This window comes from Nonomuraea helvata (assembly GCF_039535785.1).
GTDB classification, from domain to species: Bacteria; Actinomycetota; Actinomycetes; order Streptosporangiales; family Streptosporangiaceae; genus Nonomuraea; species Nonomuraea helvata.
The window spans coordinates 520,098-540,172 of record NZ_BAAAXV010000009.1; the positions used below are offsets into that span (position 1 = coordinate 520,098).

20 protein-coding genes are annotated in these 20,075 nt (G+C 68.5%); 11 read left to right on the top strand and 9 right to left on the bottom strand.

Going from position 1 to position 20,075, the window contains the following annotated elements:
* Positions 1-66: 66 nt before the first annotated feature.
* Together purH and purN are read right to left on the bottom strand one after the other, a co-directional pair.
* On the bottom strand, positions 67-1,605 hold the full coding sequence (gene purH / locus ABD830_RS34960) for a bifunctional phosphoribosylaminoimidazolecarboxamide formyltransferase/IMP cyclohydrolase (protein ID WP_344997347.1): 1,539 nt from the start codon (positions 1,603-1,605) through the stop codon (positions 67-69).
* Positions 1,602-2,231, bottom strand: coding sequence for a phosphoribosylglycinamide formyltransferase (gene purN / locus ABD830_RS34965; protein WP_344997349.1), 630 nt, complete (start codon positions 2,229-2,231; stop codon positions 1,602-1,604). The genes purH and purN overlap by 4 nt, the downstream gene beginning before the upstream one ends.
* Before the next feature lie 74 nt (positions 2,232-2,305).
* On the opposite strand from purN, the gene ABD830_RS34970 reads away from it, so the two are divergent.
* Positions 2,306-2,725: a hypothetical protein gene (locus tag ABD830_RS34970; protein WP_344997351.1), complete on the top strand. Its 420-nt coding sequence runs from the start codon at positions 2,306-2,308 to the stop codon at positions 2,723-2,725.
* A 9-nt stretch (positions 2,726-2,734) separates the two neighbouring features.
* On the opposite strand, the gene ABD830_RS34975 is transcribed toward ABD830_RS34970, so the two are convergent.
* On the bottom strand, positions 2,735-4,363 hold the full coding sequence (locus tag ABD830_RS34975; RefSeq protein WP_344997353.1) for a cell division protein PerM: 1,629 nt from the start codon (positions 4,361-4,363) through the stop codon (positions 2,735-2,737).
* Positions 4,364-4,565: 202 nt separating this feature from the next.
* Between ABD830_RS34975 and galE the strand changes: the two genes are divergently transcribed.
* Positions 4,566-5,543: a UDP-glucose 4-epimerase GalE gene (gene galE, locus ABD830_RS34980; protein ID WP_344997355.1), complete on the top strand. Its 978-nt coding sequence runs from the start codon at positions 4,566-4,568 to the stop codon at positions 5,541-5,543.
* 125 nt (positions 5,544-5,668) lie between these two features.
* Here the strand turns inward: galE and ABD830_RS34985 are convergent, their stop codons facing one another.
* Both ABD830_RS34985 and ABD830_RS34990 read right to left on the bottom strand, forming a co-directional pair.
* The gene (locus ABD830_RS34985) at positions 5,669-6,421 is read right to left on the bottom strand and encodes a hypothetical protein (RefSeq protein WP_344997357.1); all 753 of its coding nucleotides are present in this window, start codon (positions 6,419-6,421) and stop codon (positions 5,669-5,671) included.
* Positions 6,422-6,484: 63 nt separating this feature from the next.
* On the bottom strand, positions 6,485-7,297 hold the full coding sequence (locus ABD830_RS34990; RefSeq protein ID WP_344997359.1) for a hypothetical protein: 813 nt from the start codon (positions 7,295-7,297) through the stop codon (positions 6,485-6,487).
* 392 nt (positions 7,298-7,689) lie between these two features.
* Here ABD830_RS34990 and sucC point away from each other — a divergent pair, with 392 nt between their 5' ends.
* The 8 genes from sucC (at position 7,690) to ABD830_RS35030 (ending at position 13,953) form a co-directional block, all read left to right on the top strand.
* Complete coding sequence (gene sucC, locus ABD830_RS34995; RefSeq protein ID WP_344997361.1) at positions 7,690-8,871, top strand: ADP-forming succinate--CoA ligase subunit beta; 1,182 nt, start codon at positions 7,690-7,692, stop codon at positions 8,869-8,871.
* A gap of 3 nt (positions 8,872-8,874) precedes the next feature.
* Positions 8,875-9,750 carry a succinate--CoA ligase subunit alpha gene (gene sucD, locus ABD830_RS35000; RefSeq protein ID WP_344997363.1) on the top strand — a complete coding sequence of 292 codons (876 nt, stop codon included), beginning with the start codon at positions 8,875-8,877 and terminating at the stop codon, positions 9,748-9,750.
* Between the two features lie 182 nt (positions 9,751-9,932).
* Positions 9,933-11,333, top strand: coding sequence for a glutamate-cysteine ligase family protein (locus tag ABD830_RS35005; RefSeq protein ID WP_344997365.1), 1,401 nt, complete (start codon positions 9,933-9,935; stop codon positions 11,331-11,333).
* On the top strand, positions 11,330-11,974 hold the full coding sequence (locus ABD830_RS35010) for a neutral zinc metallopeptidase (RefSeq protein WP_344997367.1): 645 nt from the start codon (positions 11,330-11,332) through the stop codon (positions 11,972-11,974). Before ABD830_RS35005 ends, ABD830_RS35010 begins: the two co-directional genes overlap by 4 nt.
* 113 nt (positions 11,975-12,087) lie before the next feature.
* Entirely contained in the window at positions 12,088-12,345 is a 258-nt protein-coding gene (locus tag ABD830_RS35015; protein ID WP_344997369.1) for a WhiB family transcriptional regulator, read from the top strand.
* 45 nt (positions 12,346-12,390) lie between these two features.
* The gene (locus ABD830_RS35020) at positions 12,391-13,074 is read left to right on the top strand and encodes a CPBP family intramembrane glutamic endopeptidase (protein ID WP_344997371.1); all 684 of its coding nucleotides are present in this window, start codon (positions 12,391-12,393) and stop codon (positions 13,072-13,074) included.
* Positions 13,075-13,318: 244 nt separating this feature from the next.
* Positions 13,319-13,543, top strand: coding sequence for a type II toxin-antitoxin system VapB family antitoxin (locus ABD830_RS35025; protein ID WP_344997373.1), 225 nt, complete (start codon positions 13,319-13,321; stop codon positions 13,541-13,543).
* Positions 13,525-13,953: a PIN domain nuclease gene (locus ABD830_RS35030; protein ID WP_344997375.1), complete on the top strand. Its 429-nt coding sequence runs from the start codon at positions 13,525-13,527 to the stop codon at positions 13,951-13,953. Before ABD830_RS35025 ends, ABD830_RS35030 begins: the two co-directional genes overlap by 19 nt.
* Before the next feature lie 20 nt (positions 13,954-13,973).
* Here the strand turns inward: ABD830_RS35030 and ABD830_RS35035 are convergent, their stop codons facing one another.
* Positions 13,974-14,693 carry a PIG-L deacetylase family protein gene (locus ABD830_RS35035; RefSeq protein ID WP_344997377.1) on the bottom strand — a complete coding sequence of 240 codons (720 nt, stop codon included), beginning with the start codon at positions 14,691-14,693 and terminating at the stop codon, positions 13,974-13,976.
* 95 nt (positions 14,694-14,788) lie between these two features.
* Between ABD830_RS35035 and pcrA the strand changes: the two genes are divergently transcribed.
* Positions 14,789-17,041 carry a DNA helicase PcrA gene (gene pcrA, locus ABD830_RS35040; protein ID WP_446686092.1) on the top strand — a complete coding sequence of 751 codons (2,253 nt, stop codon included), beginning with the start codon at positions 14,789-14,791 and terminating at the stop codon, positions 17,039-17,041.
* A gap of 54 nt (positions 17,042-17,095) precedes the next feature.
* On the opposite strand, the gene ABD830_RS35045 is transcribed toward pcrA, so the two are convergent.
* From ABD830_RS35045 to ABD830_RS35055, 3 genes are all read right to left on the bottom strand, one after another.
* Positions 17,096-18,049 (bottom strand): L,D-transpeptidase, encoded by a 954-nt coding sequence (locus ABD830_RS35045; RefSeq protein ID WP_344997379.1) that lies wholly within the window; start codon positions 18,047-18,049, stop codon positions 17,096-17,098.
* A gap of 140 nt (positions 18,050-18,189) precedes the next feature.
* On the bottom strand, positions 18,190-18,822 hold the full coding sequence (locus tag ABD830_RS35050; protein ID WP_185070757.1) for a response regulator: 633 nt from the start codon (positions 18,820-18,822) through the stop codon (positions 18,190-18,192).
* Positions 18,819-20,027, bottom strand: coding sequence for an ATP-binding protein (locus ABD830_RS35055; protein ID WP_344997383.1), 1,209 nt, complete (start codon positions 20,025-20,027; stop codon positions 18,819-18,821). Before ABD830_RS35055 ends, ABD830_RS35050 begins: the two co-directional genes overlap by 4 nt.
* Positions 20,028-20,075 lie beyond the last annotated feature (48 nt).

A 20,075-nucleotide genomic window follows, 5' to 3' on the forward strand; every position in this document is an offset into this window, starting at 1 on the left:
CTGCCGTGGTAGCGGTCCGAGCGCGCTCGTGGGGGCGGTCCGGGTGGCCTCTGGACGGGTCGAGGATCAGTGGAAGAAGTGACGGGTGCCGGTGAAGTAGAGGGTGACCCCGGCCTTCTCGGCGGCCTCGATGACGAGTTCGTCCCGGATCGAGCCGCCCGGCTCCACGATGAAGCGTACGCCGGCGTCGATCAGCACCTGCGGCGCGTCCGGGAACGGGAAGTACGCGTCCGAGGCCGCGACCGCCCCGGCCGCCCGGTCCCCCGCCCTCGCGACCGCCAGGCGGCACGAGTCCACCCGGTTGACCTGGCCCATGCCCACGCCCACGGTCGCCCCGTCGCTGGCCAGCAGGATGGCGTTCGACTTCACCGAGCGGCAGGCGCGCCAGGCGAACTCCAGGTCGGCCAGTTGCTCGGGCGTGGCGGGCGCGCCGGTCTTGAGCTCCCACTGCGCGGCCGAGTCGCCGGTCGCGTCCACCTTGTCCACGGTCTGCGCCAGGAGCCCGCCGTCGATCTCTCGGAACTCGGTCGTCCGCGACGGCCCCTCCGGGCAGCGCAGCAGGCGCAGGCTCTTCTTGCCCCGCAGCACCTCCAGCGCCTCCTCCTCGTAGGACGGCGCGATGACGACCTCGGTGAAGATGTCGAAGATCTGCCTGGCCAGCTCGGCTGTGACCGTGCGGTTGACGGCGATCACTCCGCCGTACGCCGACACGGGGTCGCACGCGTGCGCCTTGCGGTGCGCCTCGGCCACGTCGGCGCCGATCGCGATGCCGCACGGGTTCTGGTGCTTGATGATGGCCACGCACGGCTCGGCGAAGTCCCAGGCGGCCCGCCACGCGGCGTCGGAGTCGAGGTAGTTGTTGTACGACATCTCCTTGCCGTGCAACTGCTCGGCGTTGGCCAGGCCGTCCGCCCGACCCACGTAGAGCGCGGCGCTCTGGTGCGGGTTCTCGCCGTACCGCAACGTGGCCTTGCGCTCATAGGCGGCCCCCGTGAACTCGGGGAACCCGCCCTCCCCGTACGTCCGCGCGAACCAGTTGGCCACCGCCACGTCGTACGAGGCCGTGTGCGCGTAGGCGATGCCCGCCAGCCGCTTGCGCTCGGTCAGCGTGAAGCCGCCCTCGGCCAGCGCGTCGCGCACGTCGCCGTAGAAGGCGGGGTCGACCACGACGGCGCAGGTGTTGTGGTTCTTCGCGGCGCCGCGGATCATGGCCGGCCCGCCGATGTCGATCTGCTCGACGCACTCCTCGTCGGACGCGCCGGAGGCCACCGTCTCCTGGAACGGGTAGAGGTTCACCACGACGAGCTGGAACGGGTCGATCTCCAGCTCCTCCAGCTGCGCCACGTGGCTGGGCTTGGTGACGTCGGCGAGCAGTCCGGCGTGCACGCGCGGGTGCAGCGTCTTGACCCGCCCGTCCAGGCACTCAGGGAACCCGGTGAGCTGCTCGACCTTCGTCACCGGGATCCCGAACGACGAGATCGCGGCGGCGGTGCCACCGGTCGAGACGATCTCCACCCCTGCGCCGTCGAGGGCCCTGGCCAGCTCCTCGAGCCCGGACTTGTCGTAAACAGCGATCAGCGCGCGCCGGATGGCGATGCGAGTCACGTGGATTCCCCTCCTGTTTGGTTGCCGATGCGGACGATGCGTCCGCTGACCGTCCAGCCCTCGCGGACCATCCGGCCGACCATGTCGACGAGCAGGCGCCGCTCGACGGTCTTGATGCGTTCGTGCAGGACCGCCTCGTCGTCGTCCGGGAGCACGGGCACCGCCTCCTGGGCGATGATCGGCCCGCTGTCGACGCCCTCGTCGGCCAGCATCACCGTGCAGCCGGTCACCTTGACCCCGTGGGCCAGCGCGTCCCGCACGCCGTGCGCGCCGGGGAACGACGGCAGCAGCGCCGGATGAGTGTTCAGCACGGGAAAGGCGTCCAAGGTCGGCGGACCCAGAATCTTCATGAAGCCCGCCGAAACCACCAGGTCAGGCTCGTACTCGGCGATCCTGGCCGCGATGGCGGCATCCCATTCCGCCCTCGTCGGGTAATCGCCCAATTTTTCGACAAAAGTTGGTACGTTCGCCCTCGCCGCCCTGGCCAGCCCCTCGATCCCATCCCTGTCGGCGCCGACCGCGACCACGCGAGCACCGTACGACGGGTCGGCAGAAGCGTCCAGCAGGGCCTGTAGGTTGGTTCCAGAGCCGGAGACGAGGACGACGAGCCGCCCAGCCTTAGACACGCGCACTCCAAAAAGGAAACAGGGTGGGGCTGACAGGGTATCTGTTCCTCACCCGGCGACGCAGAGGAGGTCAGGTGTCGACACCGGTGAAGGCACCGGCAGGCCAGCAGCCCGCTGATTCGGCGGGCCGCCGAGCGATCTGGTTGTCCATCGCAGCGCTGGCCATGACGTTCATGTTGCCGCTCGCCGGACTGGTCATGGCGTTGTTCGCGCTGATGGCCGGGATCCGGGCGTTCCCGCTGCTCAAGGCCTCGGGCCGGACCACAGGCGCCGCTGTGGGCGGCATCACCATCTCCTCGATCGCGCTGGCGCTGTCGGCCATGGCCACGGGGATGCAGCTGTACCTGATGGACGAGTACTCCGCCTACCAGGAGTGCATGAAGGGCGCCGGCACCGTTTCCGCGCAGGGCGAATGCTTCACGCAGTTCAGGGACGCGGCCCAGCGCAAGCTCCCCGCCGACGTGCTCGAGGTGCTCGGGGCCATGCAGCCCTAGCCTCCTGGCCTAGTCGCGGTCCCAGGCGTACGGGTCGACGTAGATCACATGGCCGCCACGGTCGTCCGACTCGTCCACGATGTCCTTGCGCGGCGGGCGCGCCGCCGGCTCCGGTGGGCGCGGGCGGGCCTGGGCGAGGGTCTCCGCCTCTGCCGAGGCGTGCTCGTCCTGCCAGTCGTCCCTGATGACCGGGATCTCCTGGGTGTCGGCCTCGGTCGCGTCCATCCAGTGGCCGGGCAGGGGGCGCGGGTCGGACTCGGCCAGCCCCACCTTGCTCGCCGCCTTGGCGATGGCGGCGCCCGCCTTGCGCACCGGAGCGGCCGCCTTGTCCAGCGGCGTACGGGCCCGCTTGTTGAGCAGCAGCAGGTTGGTCACCCCGGCGGAGATGCCCGCGGCCACGCCGACCTCGAGCGCCACCGACAGCGCCACCTCCCAGGGCGAGGGCCCCACTGTGGCCAGCCGGCCGCCGCCGATGGGCCCGCCGGACAGCGCGGCCAGCACCCCCGCCACGAGCCCGGTGACGACCCCGCTGAGGAATCCCCAGAGCGGCGCGGCCTCATAGGACGGCGACGGCGAGATCCTGGCCACCATCACCCCGGCCACGGCCCCCGCCGCGAACGGCAGCGCGATCACCGCCATCATCCACACCGGAACGGGCCCGCTCTCCGGCAACGCCCCCAGCAGCGGCAGGCTCGGCACCGTGCCGAGCTGCACCCCGGTGGGCGCGACCAGGGTGTCGGCGCCGATGGCGAACCCGGGCCCGGCGATGTAGGAGGAGGCCCAGATGACGGCGTTCAGCAGGTAGAGCACCTGCAGCAGCAACAGCAGCACCCCGCCCACGAACCCGGGCGAGAGCACGCTGGACAGGTCCTTGACCTGCCCGAAGTTCAGCACGACGGCGACCAGCACCAGCGCGAGCCCGGCCACGAGCAGCACGGCCGTGGCGACCGCCGTGCCGACGGTCAGCGCGCGTACCCGCTCGGGCAGCAGCCGCAGCATCACCCGCCAGGGACCGATCATCCGCGCCGTCGCCAGCGACCCCGCCAGGAACGCCAGCACGAAGTGGCTGAGCAGCGCCTCGCCGATGTAGGGCTGGGTGATCTCGTTGCTCGCCGCGAGCGCGATCAACCCCGCGAGCAGCGCGTACGGCGCCGCCAGCGACACCCCGGCCTGCACCACCAGGATGAGCTGGGCCCGCCGGCGGGCCCTGGCCTGCTCCTTCGGGCTGTTCTTCGGCAGCCGGGCAGGCAGGCGCAGTCGCAGGTCCGCGTCGCGCGCCATCCACCGGGCGGCGCGATAGAGCAGGACGGCGGGCAGGATCGTCAGCCCCAGGGGCAGCAGCCCGACCCGCCCGCCGGGGATCGCGAACCCGGCGTGGTGCGCGACCAGCCAGAGCTGGGCCGCGGTGCGGAACACGCCCGGCAGCCCGACGCCCAGCGTGCCGCCCGGCGCGGCGATCCAGCCGACGAGGGTGAGTGTGGTGAGCGCGGCCAGCCCGACGCCCAGGGTGGCGGCGGCGGCCAGCATCCCCGACACCGGCAGCGGCCGCCTCGTCTCGTCGTCGTCGCCCGGGACACCGGGGAGCTTGCCGAGCATCGAGCGGGGGGCAGTCCGCAACTGGTCGAGAATCGCCGTCACAGTAGGCGATTTTCTCAAGGTTTCCCGACCAGCGCTTGGTTGACGCGCCGCCCCTTGCCCACTTTGTGAACCCGGATGGGGCGCGGACGCGGCCCACGGGGGTCCGGTCGCCGCGGGAGAGCCATGGGAGAGGATGCGCCCGCCGGCGCGGCTGTACACGATGATGAGTCCTGCAACAGACCGACCGACGCTGGGAGCGCGGATGCGTGTATTGGTTACCGGAGGGGCCGGATATATCGGGAGCACTGTCGCGTCCGCGTGCCTCGATGCCGGGATCGAGCCCGTCATTCTGGACAGTCTCGTCACGGGCAGGCGGGAGTTCGCTGAGGGGCGGGTGTTCTATGAAGGGGATATCAGCGACGGGCCGCTGATCGACAAGATATTTACCGAAAATCCGGATATTGAGGCTGTCGTCCACTGTGCCGCGCTCATCGTGGTCCCGGACTCCGTGGCCGACCCCGTCGGCTACTACCGCGCGAACGTCGCCAAGAGCCTCGAGTTCGTCGATCACCTGCTCCGCAACGGCTGCACCCGGATGATCTTCAGCTCCTCTGCCTCCATCTACCGCACGGGCGACGACCACACCGTTGACGAGGAGTCCCCGCTCGACCCCCAGAGCCCTTACGCGCGGACCAAGGCGGTGTGCGAGGCCATGTTCGCCGACATCGCCGCCGGTCACCCGATCAGGATCCTCTCCCTGCGCTACTTCAACCCGATCGGCGCCGACCCCCAGATGCGCACCGGCCTGCAGCTGCGCCGCCCCAGCCACGCCCTGGGCAAGATGATCGAGGCGTACGAGGACGGGGTGCCCTTCCAGATCACCGGCACGAACTACCCGACCAGGGACGGCACGGGCATCCGCGACTACGTCCACGTCTGGGACCTGGCCACCGCCCACGTGGCGGCGCTGCGCCGCTTCGACGCGCTGGAGGCCGACGTGATCAACCTGGGCACCGGCGCGGGCACCACCGTCCGGGAACTGGCCGAGGCGTTCAATCGCGTCGTCGACCGCCCGATCGAGGTCGTCGAGGCGGCCCCGCGCCCGGGTGACGTGGCCGGCGCCTACACCCGCAGCGACCTGGCCCGCCGCCTGCTGGACTGGCAGGCGGGCCACTCCATCGAGGACGGCATCAGGCACTCGCTCGAATGGGCGCGCATCCGGGAGTCCCGGCTCGGCTAGACCGGCGCCGCCTGCCCGATCGCGGCCGGGCTGACCGCCAGGATGCACGCCGTGCTCGGCCACCTGCAACCTGCGCTCGATGCCCGCGCGGAGGCAGGTGGGCCGGCGCGCGGGCTGAAGATCACCTATCGGGTGGCGAGCGCCTCGTTCGGGATGACCTGGATCTCCTCCAGCACCTCGTCGAGGGCGGCTTCGGCATCCTTGATGTCGATCACTTGGTCCTCTGGAGGAGCTTCGATCGTCACCTTGTGACCCCAGGCGGTGTATCGGCTGTCAGTCGTCTCTCGATACCAGCCCAACGTGCCGTAGTCGGATTTCGAGCTGGTGTGAAACCGGCTGGGCAGGCCCGTGGAGCTGACGCTCAGCCGATAGTCGAATGCCTGGCGCTCCCTGTCCCCATGGAACGAGCCGCGGTAGAGGCCGCCCTTGGCCGACTTGGCATGCGAGAGCAGGCTCTTCAACTTCCCGGATCGGAAGATGTCGATGGGCTGAGTGGTGGCGGACGCATTGGACGCGTCGTCCAAGAGCAGCCATGACTTCCCTTCGGGAAGTTCGCGCTTGAACCCCGCACTCTGGGCGTAGACCTTCTTCCCGATGATCAGGAAACGGAGGGCGGCTTCCGATGAGGGCTTGAGGGCACCTCGAAGGGTGATGTCAGAGGCGACCACGCCCGACTCGCCGAACGCGAAAGTGCCGGTCATTCGGAGATACTCCAGCTTCTTGCCCTCCTGTTGCGTTCGGGAGACTTCTGAAATCGTGACGCCGTGGCCGGCGACGAACTGCTTCTTCAGAGCCTTGACCGGATCGACGGCCGCCTGTGCGGGCGAGGCGGTGACCAGTGCCGCGGCGGCCACCGCCGCCGCGAGAACTCGCTTCATAGGCATCCTCATCACAAAAGGGCCCCCTCCTGCCCGGCAGGGCGGGAGGAGGCCGGGTACGGGCTAGTTGGCGAGCGAGTTCAGCGCGCTGTTCGGGATCTCCTGCGGGACGTTGCTGTCCTCACCGAGGTTCGCGACGTCGATCCACTGGTCCTCGGCCGGAGCCTTGATCTTGACCTTGGAGCCCCAGCCGATGTACCGGGTCTCGGTGACAGAGCGGGTCTTGCCCAGGATGCCGAGATCCATGGTCCAGCCCGACGTCAGCTGAGTGGCCAGGCCCTTGGAGTTGACCTGCAGGGCATAGTCGATCTTGATATTGGCGATCCGGCCGCCGATCTTCTGCCCGTACGCCTTGGCCAGATCCTTGTAGGTAAGGGAGCCCTTGTACGTGCCGCCCTTGAAGCTCTTGGCGTGGGAGACGATCGCCTTCAGCACCTTCGGCTCGAAGATGTCGAGCGTCTGGTTGTAGGTGCCACCGGAAGCCTCCCCGGTGTAGCGCACCCACGTCTTGCCGTCGGGCAGGTTCTCACTGAACAACCCGCCCTGGACGTAGCTGTAGCCGCCGACCGTGACGACGCGCGGCGGGCCGTACGCACCCGCCAGGGACTTGTCGCCGCCCGCCCCGTGGCTCTTGATGTCGGAGGCGACAATGCCCTTCTTGCCGAACTCGAACGTTCCAGAGGTCCGGGTGGAGGCGCCGGCGCTCTTGCCGTCCAGGGTGAGCCGGGTCGTCTCGGTGATCCGCACCCCGTGCCCCGCGACGAACTGCTTCTTCAGCGCCTTCACCGGATCCACCGGCGCGGCCTGCGCGGCCGGGGTCGCAGTCACGAGCGCGGCGACCGTGGTTAACGCCAGGCCCGCGAGAATTCGCTTCATTCGTATTCCTTCGGATTCAAAAGGAGAGGGAGCAGAATCCTGCCAATAGAAGATCACGAACATATCTCGAGAACCGTGTCAGAAGCCGCCAAAACCGTGTATTTTTCGTGCAGTACGGGTTCTGGAGAAGTGAGATCACCGTCACACAGCGAGAGAACCATGCCCCGATGACCTGGGCAGGTCAAGCTTCGGGCTAGGCTTTACCGGCGGAAACGCCCGGCACGCACCCCTGAGCGTAGGAGCTCGCCGCGAGAGGGCAACGAACGATGCCAACGAGCGGCGAAGCGGATGCGACCATCAGCGCAGTTGCCCGGGCCGTCGAACATCAGTCGGAATAGCAGGGCGCGAACCCGACAGAGGGCGAGCGACCAAGTGGAAGAGGACGGACCCTCGTGGACCTGTTCGAACATCAGGCGAAAGAGCTCTTCGCCGACTACGGCATCCCGGTGCCACGCGGCATCGTCGCACACAACGTGGAGGAGGTGCGGTCGGCCGCCGAGGAGCTGACCGGCCGCGTTGTCGTCAAGGCCCAGGTCAAGACCGGCGGCCGAGGCAAGGCCGGCGGCGTGAAGGTGGCCGACGACGCCGCCGACGCGGTCAGCAAGGCCGAAGCCATCCTCGGCATGGACATCAAGGGCCACACGGTCCACAAGGTCCTGGTGGAGGAGGCCAGCGCGATCGCGGAGGAGTACTACTTCTCCTTCCTGCTCGACCGCGCGAACCGTACATTCCTCGCCATCTGCTCCGCGGCGGGCGGCATGGACATCGAAGAGGTCGCTCACACCTCGCCCGAGAAGGTCGCCAAGGTGCCGGTCTCGGCGCTGACGGGCATCGACCGCGCCAAGGCTCGCGAGATCGCGGTGGCCGGCGGCCTGCCGGAGAAGGCGCTCGACGGCGCCGCCGAGCTCATCGAGAAGCTCTGGTGCTGCTTCGTCGACGAGGACGCCACGCTCGTCGAGGTCAACCCCATGATCCTGTCGGCCGACGGCCAGGTGAAGGCCCTCGACGGCAAGGTCACGCTCGACGAGAACGCCTCCTTCCGCCAGGCCGACCACGAGGCGCTCGCCGACAAGGCGGCCGAGGACCCGCTCGAGGCCAAGGCCAAGGAGAAGGACCTCAACTACGTCAAGCTCGACGGCGACGTCGGCATCATCGGCAACGGCGCGGGGCTGGTCATGTCCACCCTCGACGTGGTGGCCTACGCGGGCGAGCAGTTCCCCGGCAAGCCGTCCCCGGCCAACTTCCTCGACATCGGCGGTGGCGCCTCGGCCGAGGTCATGGCCGCCGGTCTGGAGATCATCCTCTCCGACCCGAGCGTCAAGTCGATCTTTGTGAACGTCTTCGGCGGCATCACCGCCTGCGACGCCGTCGCCAACGGCATCGTCTCGGCGTTCAAGCTGCTGGAGAGCCGTGGCGAGGCCGTGACCCACCCCCTTGTGGTCCGCCTCGACGGCAACAACGCCCAGCTCGGGCGGCAGATCCTGGCCGACGCCGCACTCCCGCGGGTCGAGCTGGTAGACACGATGGACGACGCGGCCAAGCGGGCCGCCGAGCTCGCTGCGGTAGGTGCGTGACCCATGGCCATCTGGTTGACTGAGAACAGCAAGATCATCGTTCAGGGCATGACCGGCGGTGAGGGCACCAAGCACACCCGCCGCATGCTCGCCTCCGGCGCCAAGGTCGTCGGCGGCGTGAACGCCCGCAAGGCCGGCATCACCCACGAGGGCCTGCCCGTGTTCGGCACGGTCGCGGAGGCCATGGAGAAGACCGGCGCGGACGTGTCGGTCGTCTTCGTGCCGCCGGCGTTCACCAAGGACGCGGTCAAGGAGGCCATCGACGCCGAGATCCCGCTCTGCGTCGTGATCACCGAGGGCGTGCCGGTGCACGACTCGACCGAGTTCTGGGCGTACGCGGTCGCCAAGGGCAACAAGACCCGCATCATCGGGCCCAACTGCCCCGGCATCGCCTCCCCCGGCGCGTCCAACGCGGGCATCATCCCGGCCGACATCACCACCGCCGGCCGCATCGGCCTGGTCTCGAAGTCGGGCACGCTCACGTACCAGCTGATGTACGAGCTGCGTGACTTCGGCTTCTCGACCGCGGTCGGCATCGGCGGCGACCCCGTGATCGGCACGACGCACATCGACGCGCTCCAGGCGTTCCAGGAGGACCCGGGCACGGACGCGATCGTGATGATCGGCGAGATCGGCGGCGACGCCGAGGAGCGGGCCGCCGCGTACATCGAGCAGCACGTCACCAAGCCGGTCGTGGCCTACGTCGCGGGCTTCACAGCGCCGGAGGGCAAGACCATGGGGCACGCGGGCGCGATCGTGTCCGGCTCCGCAGGCACCGCCCAGGCCAAGAAGGAGGCTCTGGAGAAGGTCGGCGTCCGCGTCGGCAAGACCCCCTCCGAGACCGCCCAGCTCATGCGGGAAATCATGCAGGCGCGTTGATTGCTCGCGTTTCAAAGCCCCGTGCGGTTCGCGCCGCGCGGGGCTTTCTGCGTATGGTGCGTGAGGTCGGATCGACGCGGCTCTGGTCTTGTCGGTTCTGACGTGGCACATTTCCTGTTATGGGCAGGGACGTGCCAGTCGTCGTGTTCAGTCGGGAAGATCGCCGGAAATATCGGGAAAAGGTGCGTCGATGTCTCGACGTCTTCGCCCAGATGCTCCGCGAGTCCCGCTTCGAGTTCGAACGCCCCCTCGCCGGCCTGGAGATCGAGCTCAACATCGTGGACGCGTACGGCGAGGCCGCCATGCGCAACGCCCAGGTGCTGGCCGCCATCGAGCAGCCGGACTGGGCGACGGAGCTGGGACAGTTCAACATCGAGATCAACATCGAGCCCCAGGAGCTGAGCGGCGACGGCGCGTTGCACCTGGAGAACGACGTCAGGGCGCGGCTCAACCACGCCGAGGAGCGCGCCCGCTCCCAGGACGGCCACCTGGTCCTGATCGGCATCCTGCCCACGCTGCGCGAGCAGGACATCGGCGAGGGCACGCTCTCCGCGAACCCCCGCTACCGCCTGCTCAACGAGCAGATCTTCGCGGCCCGCGGGGAGGACCTGCATCTGTGCATCGAGGGCGTCGAACGCCTGGACACCCATGCCGACAGCGTCGCCCCCGAGGCCGCGTGCACCAGTGTGCAGCTGCACCTGCAGGTCAGCCCGGAGGCGTTCGCCTCGCACTGGAACGCCGCCCAGGCCATCGCGGGGCCCCAGATCGCGCTCGCGGCCAACTCCCCTTACCTGTTCGGCAAGGAGCTGCACCGCGAGACCAGGATCGCCCTGTTCGAGCAGGCCACGGACACGCGGCCGGCCGAGCTGAAGGCGCAGGGCGTGCGGCCCCGGGTGTGGTTCGGGGAGCGGTGGATCACGAGTGTTTTCGACCTCTTCGAGGAGAACGTCAGCTACTACCCCGCCCTGCTGCCGCTCTGTGAGGACGAGGACCCGCGTACCGAGCTCGAACAGGGACGCATCCCGCACCTTCATGAGCTGACCCTGCACAACGGCACGATCTACCGCTGGAACCGGCCGGTGTACGCGGTGGTGGACGGGGTCCCGCACCTGCGCGTGGAGAACCGCGTGCTGCCTGCCGGGCCTTCCGTGGCCGACATCGCGGCCAACGCCGCGTTCTACTACGGGCTGATGCGCGTGCTGCCGTACGCCGAACGGCCGATCTGGAGTCAGATGTCGTTCCAGGCGGCGGAGGACAACCTCGCCGCGGCGGCCCGGCACGGGCTGGACGCGCGGCTCTACTGGCCGGGAATGGGAGAGGTGCCCGCGGCCGAGCTGATCCTGCGCCGCCTCCTCCCCATGGCGCACGAGGGTCTGGCCAAGTGGGGCGTGAACGGTCCCGTCGCCGACCGGCTGCTCGGCATCATCGAGGGCCGCTGCCTGACGGGCCGTACGGGGGCGAGCTGGCAGGTGGACCGCGTACGCGCGCACGGAGGAGATCGGCATGAAGCGTTGCGATCCATGACACTCGGGTACATCGAGCGGATGCACTCGAATGAGCCCGTGCACATGTGGGACGTGTGACTTCCGTGAAGCGCATCCTGATCATCGGCCTGGTCCTGCTCCTGGGCGCCTGCGGCCTCGCGAGGCCGCGGTCCATGGACGCGAGGGGGGCCGACTCGTTCGAGGACGACGTGCGGACCGCTCGTACGCTGACGGAGGAGTTCTGGAAGCAGTACTTTCAGCGGCTCGGGCGCACTTATCGGCCTATCGCTGACTTCGTCCCCTATTCCGGTAATTCTGGCCCTAAGTGCGGCAATGAGCCCGCCGTCCCGAACAACGCCTTTTACTGTCCTGTCGGACACTTCATCGCCTACGACCAGGATTGGATGGAGTCGCTCTGGAACGAGATGGGTGACGGGTCGGTCTATGTGATCATTCCGCATGAGCTCGGGCATGCCGTGCAGGCACAGCTCCAGACCGATTTCCAGCTGAACGTACAAATGGAGCTGCAGGCCGACTGCTACGCGGGCGGCACCCTCTCGTCCCTGGTCGGCTCGGGCGCGCTGGAGACGCAGCCGGGCGACGAGGACGAGCTGCTCCTGAGCCTGGAGGCCGCCGGCGACCCGACGGACGACTGGCTGAACCCGTCCGCGCACGGGACGGCCGAGCGGCGCCAGGCGTCGTTCGCGACGGGTTGGAAGAGGGGGGTGAGCGCCTGCTGAGCATCGCCCTCCTGGGATGTGCACATTCGTGCCTGGGTCCAACTCGGGGATGTACGCACGGGTCAACCCAGAGGATGATGTGTCTGATCATGACCACGCTCTACCTTTGACCCATGCCTTTGGAGGAGATCGGCTGGCTGCGCAGGGGTGCGTGCAGGTCCAGCGACCCTGACCTCTTCTTCCCCCTAGCCCCCACCCCCTTGCAGGAGGCCCGCGCCAAGGCGGTGTGCGCCCGCTGCCAGGTCATCGAGGAGTGCCGCTCGTACGCGTTACGTGCGGGCGAGTCGGAGGGCATCTGGGGCGGCCTCACCCCGGAGGAACGCCGCCGCACCCGCTTCCCCACCGGCTGGCGCCGCCCCGCCGCTTCGTAGCTCCTTCACCCCGCCCGGGGCGGAGGCGCGACGTAGCCTGCAAGGGTGTTGATCCGCTCGATCGCCATACTCACCGCCGCCAACATCATGAACAACAAGGTCGCCCCTCGCCTGGCGCCCCTGACCTCGGCCGCGGCGACCGCCGCCCTGGTCGCGATGGCTCGCCGGTCCGGCCTGTCGTGGCAGGAGCTGGGGTTCGAGCACGGCCGCCGGGGCGCCCTGACAGGAGGTGCCCTGGCGGCGGCGGTGGCCGCCGTCTACACCGTCGGCATCGCGAACCCCCGCACCAGGCCGCTTTTCCTCGACGAGCGCGCCCTGTCGCTCTCGCGCGCCCGCGCCCTGGAGGAGGCCCTGCTCCAGGTCCCGATGGGCACCGTGCTGCTGGAGGAGGTGGGCTTCAGGGGCGCCCTGTACGCCATGCTGCGCCGGCGTCACGGCACGGTCGCCGCCACGGCGACCTCCTCGGCGCTGTTCGGCCTGTGGCACATCCTCCCCGCGATCGACATGGCCCGCGCCAACCCCGCGCTGGGCGCCCTGACGTCCGCCGAGTCCTCCACCCACCTCGACACCGCACGGGTGGTGGCGGGGAGTGTGGTGTCCACGGCGGCGGCCGGGGTGCTGTTCTGCGAGCTGCGCCGTCACGGCGGTCTGCTGGCCCCCACCATGCTCCACGTCGCCACCAACTCCTTCGGCTACCTCTTCGCCCGGATCGCCGCCAAGCGAAAGTAGGGCTTTTGCCCGGGTTGGCTACGGAGAGTGGGTAACGTCCGGTGGATCTTTGGCATGCCGGGCGTGAGGTTTCTCCTCCGCCGGTCCAAGTTCCTTCATCTTCAGATGGAGCGTTCCATACCCGTCTTCGCCTGGTGCTTTACCGTCTCTGCCGCGGGCTTCTCAGGGCCGGTGCCGCCCTGAGAAGTGCGTATATCAAGATCATCAATTCTGATATACGATAGGAGCAGAGAGGTGATACTGCATGCGTACAGTAATCGACATCGACAAGGACCTTCTGGAGAGGGCGCAGCGGAAGCTGGGCGCCCCGACCATGAAGGAAACAGTTCGCGCGGCGCTTCAGGCGGTCGTCGACAGGGACGCGGAAAGGGCGAGCGCAATCGAGGCGTTCGAGTTCTGGCGCACGGAGGGGAGCCCGGACCTGCTGGATCCGGAGATCATGAAGCATGCGTGGCGGCGACTGGAGTGATGTATCTCCTCGACAAGAGCGCACTGGCTCGCATACGCACCAGCGATGTGGTCGCCAAGGCTCTTCATCCGCTCTACGCGGCCCGCGTCGTGGCGACCTGCGCCATCATCGACCTGGAGGTGCTCTACAGCGCCCGCGACTACGCGCACTATCAGCGCATCCTGCACGCCCAGCGGCAGTGCGTATCCCTCCCAGTGGACCAGGAGGTCCAGGCGAGAGCGCTGGACGTGCAGAGACAGCTCGTCGAACGGTCTCAGCACCGCGGCCTCGGGCCGAACGATCTGCTGATCGCCGCCTGTGCGGAGGTGCACGGGGCGACGATCCTGCATTACGACCGCGACTTCGACGTCATCTCCGAAGCCACCGGTCAGCCGTCGCTCTGGGTGGTGCGCCCAGGGTCCGTGCCCTAGAGACGAGCCCTGGGCAGAGGTCAGGCCGTGGGGACGACCTGGAACGCCTCCGCGTAGTGGCCGGCGGGGAGGCCGGCCTCTTCGCCCCAGGCGGCGAAGCGGGTCTTGACGAAGTCGATGAAGCCCTCCACGTGGGCGACCTGGCTCACATGTGACTGCAAGGCCGCGAGCTTGCGGTCCATGGCCTCGGTGATGTCCACCCAGTGGTTGGGGGACGAGCCGCCGGTGAGCCACACCTCGCGTACGGTCCACGCCGCCAGGCCCTCGTCCTTGACCAGCTCAGGGTAGGCGTAGGGGTTGCGGGCGTCCGGGTAGACGGCGTCCAGGGCGCAGCCGCCCACCGCCCGGTGGTCGGGATGGCTGGGGGCGACGTGCTGGTAGTTGCGGTCCGGGTGGTGGGTGATGACCAGGTCCGGCCGGACCTGGCGGATGACGCGTGAGATGTCGCGCCTGAGCTCCAGCGAGGGCACCACCTGCCCGTCGGAGTAGCCGAGGAAGCGCACGTCCGTGACGCCGACCGCCTTGGCGGCGGTGCGCTGCTCGGTCCTGCGGAGCTCGGCCATGCCGGAGTTGTCCAGAGTACGTTCGTTGCCGCCCGCATCCCCGTCCGTCACCAGCAAGTACGTGACCTCGACCCCCTTGTCGACGAACAGCGCCACGCTGCCCGCCGCTCCGAAATCGACGTCATCTGGGTGGGCGGTCACCACAAGGACCCTGTTGATCTCGGCTTCCGGCAGCATGGCTCCCCTTTCTGATGTTCTACGAAGGACAACCGCGGGCCCCTCGGATGGCATTCCGGTCAACGATTGTCGGTGGGGCGTCTTAACCTAGGTAGGTGCCCACCCAAGTCTCTGTAGACCACCCCCTGCTGGACGGCCTCAACCCGCAGCAGCGCGAGGCCGTGATCCATCATGGCAGTCCGCTGCTCATCGTCGCGGGGGCGGGATCCGGGAAGACGCGGGTGCTCACGCATCGCATCGCGTACCTGCTGGCCGAGCGCGACGTGCATCCGGGCGAGATCCTGGCGATCACGTTCACCAACAAGGCCGCCCGCGAGATGAAGGAGCGCATCGACAAGCTGGTCGGGCCGCGCTCCAAGGCGATGTGGGTGATGACGTTCCACAGTGCCTGCATGCGCATCCTGCGGCGGGAGGCCAAGCGGCTGGGGTTCCCGTCGAGCTTCTCGATCTACGACCAGGCCGACTCGCAGCGGCTCATGGCGATGGTCTGCAGGGAGATGGAGCTCGACCCCAAGCGCTACCCGCCGCGCTCGTTCTCGGCCCAGGTCAGCAACTTCAAGAACGAGCTGATCGACTACGAGACCGCGCTCGACAAGGCGGGCTCGCACCTGGAGAAGACGCTCGCGCAGGCGTACAAGGCCTATCAGCTCAAGCTGACCGAGGCCGGCGCGATGGACTTCGACGACATCATCATGAACACGGTGACGTTGTTCCAGCTCTTCCCCGACGTGGCCGAGCACTACCGGATGCGGTTCAGGCACGTGCTGGTGGACGAGTACCAGGACACCAACCACGCCCAGTACATCCTGATCAGGGAGCTGGTCGGGCATCCCGAGCTGCGCACGACCGACGGCGAGCTGGTCAGGTCGGGCGCCGACATGTCCGAGCTGTGCGTGGTGGGCGACGCCGACCAGTCCATTTACGCCTTCCGCGGCGCGACGATCCGCAACATCCTGGAGTTCGAGCGCGACTACCCCGACGCGCGCACGATCCTGCTGGAGCAGAACTACCGCTCCACCCAGAACATCCTGGCCGCCGCCAACGCGGTCATCGCCCGCAACGAGTCGCGCAAACCCAAGAACCTCTGGTCCGACCAGGGCGACGGGCCCAAGATCGTCGGGTACGTCGCCGACAACGAGCACGACGAGGCCATGTTCGTGGCCCAGGAGGTCGACCGGCTCAGCGACGAGGAGGACGTCAGGCCGGGCGACGTCGCCGTCTTCTACCGCACCAACGCCGCCTCCCGCGTGTTCGAGGAGATCTTCATCCGCACCGGGCTGCCGTACAAGGTGGTCGGGGGCGTGCGCTTCTACGAGCGCAAGGAGGTCAAGGACCTGCTGGCGTACCTGCGCGTGCTCGCCAACCCGGCCGATGTGGTGTCGCTGCGCCGCATTCTCAACGTGCCCAAGCGCGGCATCGGCGAGCGCGCCGAGGCGATGATCGAGGCGCTGTCGTCGCGCGAGCGCATCTCGTTCTGGGACGCGCTGCGCCGGGCCGACGAGGCGTACGGGATGGCCACCCGCTCGCTCAACGCGGTACGCGAGTTCGTCGCGCTGGTCGAGGAGCTGATCGCCAAGGGCGAGGGCATGCCGCCGTCGGCGCTGGCCGAGGAGGTGCTGGTGGCCACCGGCTACCGCGCCGAGCTGGAGGCGTCCGAGGATCCGCAGGACGAGTCGCGGCTGGAAAACCTCAACGAGCTCATCTCCGTCGCCTCCGAGTTCGAGGAGGCCAATCCGGAGGGGACGCTGGTGGAGTTCCTGGAGCAGGTGTCGCTCGTGGCCGACGCCGACCAGATCCCCGAGGCGGACGGCGGGCAGGGGGTGGTCACTCTGATGACCCTGCACACGGCCAAGGGGCTGGAGTTCCCGGTCGTCTTCCTGACGGCCATGGAGGACGGGGTGTTCCCGCACATCCGGTCGCTCGGGGAGCCCAAGGAGCTGGAGGAGGAGCGGCGGCTGGCGTACGTCGGGATCACCCGGGCGCAGAAGCGGCTCTACATCACGCGGGCGGCCGTGCGCAGCTCCTGGGGGGCGCCCTCGTTCAACCCGGCCTCGCGGTTCGTCAACGAGGTGCCGGGGCAGCTCATCGACTGGCGTACGGACCCGGAGAAGTCCGCCTGGAGCGCGGCCACCCGGCGGGAGCCCGCCGCCCGCCCGGCCCCCGCCAAGAGCGGTGGGCGCAAGGTGCCCTCGCTGGCGCCCGGCGACCGGGTGACGCACGACGCGTTCGGCCTGGGCACGGTGGTTTCCGTGGACGGGGTGGCCGAGAAGACCAAGGTGAAGATCGACTTTGGCGGTGGCGGGGAGAAGACGCTGCTGCTGGCCTACGCCCCGCTCGAGAAGCTCTGACCCTCGTGCCCCGCCCCTGGAGGGAGGGGGCGGGGCACGGTAGCTCGGTGGGGGTCAGCTCTTCAGTGCGCTGCCCTTCTTCCACTCGGTCCAGTTGAGCTGCCAGTAGCTCCAGCCGTTGTTCCACTGCAGCTTGCGCTTCGTGCCGGTGATCTTGACGACGTCGCCGCGCTGGGCGATGCCGTAGAACCACTTGGCCCCGGCCGGGGTGGCGCGCACGCAGCCGTGGCTCTGGTTGGAGCGGCCCAGGAACTGGTAGTAGCCGGCGCTCTGGTGGACGTACTCACCGCTGTCGGAGATGCGTACCGCCCACGGGATCTCCTCCTTGTAGTAGCGCGGGTCCTTGGGATCCGTCACGCCCATCCAGGAGGAGGTCATGGTCTCCACGGGCTTCTTGCCCATGGTGAGGTGGACGCCGCTGGTGGTGAGGTAGACGTCCACGCCGTTCCTGACCAACCCGCCCCGGCCGGCGCTGATCGGGATCTTCTTGGCCAGCTTGCCGTCGCGGTACACCTTCATCTGATGGCTGCGGGTGTTGACCACGGAGATGTTCTTCGTGCCGACGGCGAAGCGCTGGGACACGTCCTTGGCGCCGGTGTTGCCGGGGAGCTGCGACAGGCGGGCGGTGAAGAGCACCTTCTGGTGGGGCTTCCAGTACGTCTTCGTACGGTAGATGACCTTGCGGGCCGACACCCAGCGCCACGCGCCCTCGGTCGGCCGCTCCGCCTGGACCTCCAGCAGGCCCTCCACGGCCGCCTTGTCTTCGACGTCGTGGTCGAACGTGACGATGATCGGGAAGCCGACGCCTACCTTCTCGGACTTCTCCCCCATCGGGGTTATGTCGGCTATATCAAGCTTGATCTTCTTCGCCGGTGCCGTGACGCCTGCCGCACCGACGGCCTGCACCACCGGGGCTTGCACTTGCGGGACGTGGCCGCTTTCGGCCGCACATGCCGTCAGAGCGGCCAATGCGACCAGGGCCGGCAGCATCCGGGGGACGCGATTCAAGGGGGCACTCCTGGACTATGAGTTTTTCTCCTTCATGTGTGACAACTGAGACAGGAGTTTTGTGGGCGGATCGGTGATAACTATCACGTAACGTTCCACTCCCCACATGGGTGACCGACCACCCAAAAGGGAAACGGCGGTCAGACCAGGCGGCGGGCGGTGGCCCAGCGGGAGAGTTCGTGGCGGTTGGAGAGCTGGAGCTTGCGGAGGACCGACGAGACGTGGGTCTCCACGGTCTTGACCGAGATGAAGAGCTCCTTGGCGATCTCCTTGTACGCGTACCCGCGCGCGATCAACCGCAGCACCTCGCGTTCCCGCTGCGTCAGCGAGTCGAGCTCCGGATCGATGGACGGCGCCTCCGACGAGGCGAACGCGTCCAGGACGAAACCCGCCAGCCGCGGCGAGAAGACCGCGTCGCCCTCCGCCACCCGCCGGATGGCGTCCGTGAGCTCCTTGCCGCTGATGTTCTTGGTCACGTACCCCCGGGCCCCGCCCCGGATCACGCCGATGACGTCCTCGGCGGCGTCCGAGACCGACAGGGCGAGGAAGCGCACCTGGGAGCCCGCGCCCAGCACCCGGCGCAGGACCTCCTGGCCCCCGCCCCCGGGCATGTGCACGTCCAGCAGGACCACGTCGGGCTGGTGCTCGGCGATCGCCTTGACGGCCGTCTCCACGTCCTCGGCCTCGCCGACCACCTCGATCGAGTCGCCCAGCTCCGCGCGTACGCCCGAACGGAACAGCCGGTGATCGTCGACGATCAACACGCGCGTCATGCCTTCTCCACCTTCATCGTCAACATCACTTCGGTGCCCTCGCCGACCGAGGTACGCACCCTGGCCACGCCCCCGTGACGCTCCATTCTCCCGATGATGGACTCCCTGATGCCCATCCTGTCGAGCGGCACCGCCTCGAGGTCGAAGCCCTTGCCCCGATCCTTCACGAAAATCGTGACTTCTTCACCCTCTACTTCCGCATAGACGGAAATGGAAGGACTCTCAGAGTATTTGGCCGCATTGACCATCGCCTGCCGCGACGCCTTGAGCATGGCGGCCAGCCTGCCGGTCGAGTCGAGGTCGATGTCCCCCACGCAGACGACCTCGATGGGCACCCCGTGCGCGTCCTCCTCCTCGGCCGCGATCCTGCGTACGGCGGCCGCCACCGTGGCGTCGGCGTCCTGAGCGGGCTGGTAGAGCCAGTTGCGCAGCTCGCGCTCCTGCGAACGGGCCAGCCTGGCGACCTCGCGCGGGTCGTGGGCGACGCGCTGGATGAGGGTGAGGGTGTGCAGCACCGAGTCGTGCACCATGGCGGCCACCTCGGCCCGCTCCTCCTGCCTGATGCGCTCGCGCCGCTCCAGCTGCAGCTCTTTCCACAGACCGGCGAGCCAGGGTGTGGCGATGACCGCCAGGCCGCCGACCACCACGACGGTGAACAGCAGACCAGGCCGCGCCTGGGCCAGCTCGCCCTGGACGTACAGGAAGCCGGCCGCGCCGATCACCACGAGCGCCACGCCGAGCAGCGTCCGAACCCGGTTCTTCCTGATGCTCGTGGTGGCCCCGCGGACCCAGTTCTTGCGGCGTTCAGGATCTGCCTGCTGCCAGAGGATCAACGCGCCGATGCCGCCCACGGCGAACGGCAGCATGCCGATCCCGCCCTTGGAGGCCCCCGTGAGCCAGCCGAACGCGAACAGCGCCACCCCGATCGCGCTGAAGGCCGCGAGCTGGCTCCAGTCCCGCTGCGGCGGCTGCCCCTCGTACGGCTGCCGCGGCGCGATCATCCACAGCACGGCGTACGCCACCACGCCGACGCCGTCGACCACGCTGAGCAGCATGAACATCAGCCTGATCACTACGGGATCGAGCGAGAGCTGCGCGGCCAGCCCCTGGGCGACACCGCCGAGCAGGCGGCCCTCCATGGGGCGCATCATGCGCCGGTAAGGCGCGTCGCCGGTCGGCTCGGCGAGAGTCTTCTGGTCAGCCATAACATGGCCATAGTCACATGTCGGGGCCAGTGCGGGCATCAGGGAACA

What these genes read in the sequence shown, in the direction of transcription:
- galE (WP_344997355.1), top strand. Translation starts at nt 4,566, where the DNA reads ATGCGTGTATTGGTTACCGGAGGGGCCGGATATATCGGGAGCACTGTC.
- ABD830_RS34985 (WP_344997357.1), bottom strand. Translation starts at nt 6,421, where the DNA reads ATGAAGCGAGTTCTCGCGGCGGCGGTGGCCGCCGCGGCACTGGTCACC.
- ABD830_RS34990 (WP_344997359.1), bottom strand. Translation starts at nt 7,297, where the DNA reads ATGAAGCGAATTCTCGCGGGCCTGGCGTTAACCACGGTCGCCGCGCTC.
- sucD (WP_344997363.1), top strand. Translation starts at nt 8,875, where the DNA reads ATGGCCATCTGGTTGACTGAGAACAGCAAGATCATCGTTCAGGGCATG.
- ABD830_RS35015 (WP_344997369.1), top strand. Translation starts at nt 12,088, where the DNA reads ATGCCTTTGGAGGAGATCGGCTGGCTGCGCAGGGGTGCGTGCAGGTCC.
- ABD830_RS35025 (WP_344997373.1), top strand. Translation starts at nt 13,319, where the DNA reads ATGCGTACAGTAATCGACATCGACAAGGACCTTCTGGAGAGGGCGCAG.
- ABD830_RS35035 (WP_344997377.1), bottom strand. Translation starts at nt 14,693, where the DNA reads ATGCTGCCGGAAGCCGAGATCAACAGGGTCCTTGTGGTGACCGCCCAC.
- ABD830_RS35050 (WP_185070757.1), bottom strand. Translation starts at nt 18,822, where the DNA reads ATGACGCGCGTGTTGATCGTCGACGATCACCGGCTGTTCCGTTCGGGC.
- ABD830_RS35055 (WP_344997383.1), bottom strand. Translation starts at nt 20,027, where the DNA reads ATGGCTGACCAGAAGACTCTCGCCGAGCCGACCGGCGACGCGCCTTAC.